Origin of the sequence: Bacillus haikouensis (assembly GCF_013179555.1) — a bacterium.
Taxonomy (GTDB): domain Bacteria; phylum Bacillota; class Bacilli; order Bacillales; family Bacillaceae_B; genus Rossellomorea; species Rossellomorea haikouensis_A.
Window position 1 is genome coordinate 1 of record NZ_JABMCR010000487.1, and the last position, 1,815, is coordinate 1,815.

Annotated in this window: 2 protein-coding genes and 1 pseudogene; all 3 read left to right on the forward strand. The window is 44.5% G+C overall.

The features are described 5' to 3' along the window. A partial coding sequence (locus tag HP456_RS23510) for an enoyl-CoA hydratase-related protein (RefSeq protein ID WP_172255554.1) occupies positions 1-550 on the forward strand: 550 nt, incomplete at its 5' end. A 143-nt stretch (positions 551-693) separates the two neighbouring features. After that, complete coding sequence (locus tag HP456_RS23515) at positions 694-1,467, forward strand: electron transfer flavoprotein subunit beta/FixA family protein (protein ID WP_172255556.1); 774 nt, start codon at positions 694-696, stop codon at positions 1,465-1,467. Positions 1,468-1,531: 64 nt separating this feature from the next. Continuing rightward, positions 1,532-1,815 (forward strand): annotated as a pseudogene (locus tag HP456_RS23520) (electron transfer flavoprotein subunit alpha/FixB family protein); the annotation flags it as partial.

Sequence of the window (1,815 nt, forward strand, 5' to 3'; positions counted from 1 at the left end):
AGAATTTTCTCAGCTGGCCAAAAAAGGGCAAGATGTCTTCGAAAGGATGGAAAACTTTCCCAAGCCTATCATTGCAGCCATTCACGGTGCTGCTTTGGGCGGCGGCCTGGAGCTTGCGATGGGCTGTCACATCCGTCTTGTCAGTGAAAATGCCAAACTTGGCCTGCCGGAACTGCAATTGGGCCTTGTGCCTGGGTTTGCCGGTTCTCAGCGTTTGCCGAAGCTGGTCGGCAGGGCAAAAGCGGCAGAAATGCTTTTAACGAGTGAACCAATAAGCGGTACGGAAGCAGTTCAATGGGGACTTGCCAACAAAGCATATGCCGAAGACGAACTTTTTGCGAAAGCAGAAGAAATGGCAGGGAAGATTGCCAAGAAAAGTCCAGGTGCAATGAAAGCGGCTATTGAGCTGTTAAGTTATACAAAGGATGATCGTTTTTATGAAGGCGTTATGAGAGAGGCCGATGTATTTGGAGACGTCTTTGTTTCTGATGATGCCAAAGAAGGCATCTCCGCTTTTATAGAAAAAAGAGAACCTGACTTTAAAGGCTAGTAAACATTCTACTAATATAGTAAAATCAAGATAAGGGCAGTGTGAAAACGGTATCATACAGACGCACTGCCCATTCAAAGGGGTTAAGTTTTCAAAATCTTTTTAAGGGAAAGAATGTTTTAATTATTAGGAGGGACTTAAGAATGAACATCTATGTACTTTTGAAAAGAACGTTTGATACTGAGGAGAAAATTTCGATCCAAAACGGTCAAATCGCCGAAGATGGGGCTGAATTTATTATAAATCCATACGATGAGTATGCGGTGGAAGAAGCAATCCAGGTGCGCGATGCTCATGGCGGAGAAGTGACTGTCGTGACCGTCGGCGGGGAAGAAAGCGAAAAGCAATTGAGAACAGCTTTGGCTATGGGAGCGGACAAAGCCGTATTAATTAATACAGAAGACGATCTTGATTACGGGGATCAATTTACAACGGCATCCATCCTGTCGCAATACTTAAAAGAGCAGGAAATCGACCTGATACTTGCTGGAAACGTAGCGATTGACGGAGGTTCCGGACAAGTGGGTCCACGCGTAGCTGAACAATTGGATATCCCTTACGTGACGACGATCACGAAGTTGGAAATCGATGGTGCAACGGTAACGGTTACCCGGGATGTTGAAGGTGACTCTGAAGTAATTGAAACTTCGCTGCCATTATTGGTGACGGCACAGCAAGGGTTGAATGAGCCGAGATATCCATCTCTTCCTGGAATCATGAAGGCAAAGAAGAAGCCTCTTGAAGAATTGGAACTTGATGACTTAGACCTTGATGAAGATGATGTTGAAGCGAAAACAAAAACGATCGAAATTTATCTGCCGCCTAAAAAAGAAGCGGGGAAAGTATTGGAAGGCGAACTTGATGCTCAGGTTTCAGAACTGGTCCAGCTTCTTCGCAATGAAGCAAAAGTAGTCTAATTTTGATCGGAGCTTTTTTATAACGTATCTAATCAGAACAACTAACATTCAGGGGGTATTTAACATGGCACGAAAAGTATTGGTACTAGGAGAAGTCAGAGACGGTTCATTGCGTAATGTTTCTTTCGAGGCAATTGCTGCAGGTAAAACCGTTGCAGAAGGCGGAGAAGTTATCGGTGTGTTAGCCGGCAAAAGTGTAAGCGCTTTAGGACAGGAATTGATCCAATATGGTGCAGACAAAGTAATTACTGTTGAAAATGACAAGCTTGACCAATATACATCAGATGGCTATTCACAGGCGTTGATGGCTGTCATCGAACAGGAGAAGCCGGAAGGAATCGTCTTCGG

What these genes read in the sequence shown, in the direction of transcription:
- HP456_RS23515 (WP_172255556.1), top strand. Translation starts at nt 694, where the DNA reads ATGAACATCTATGTACTTTTGAAAAGAACGTTTGATACTGAGGAGAAA.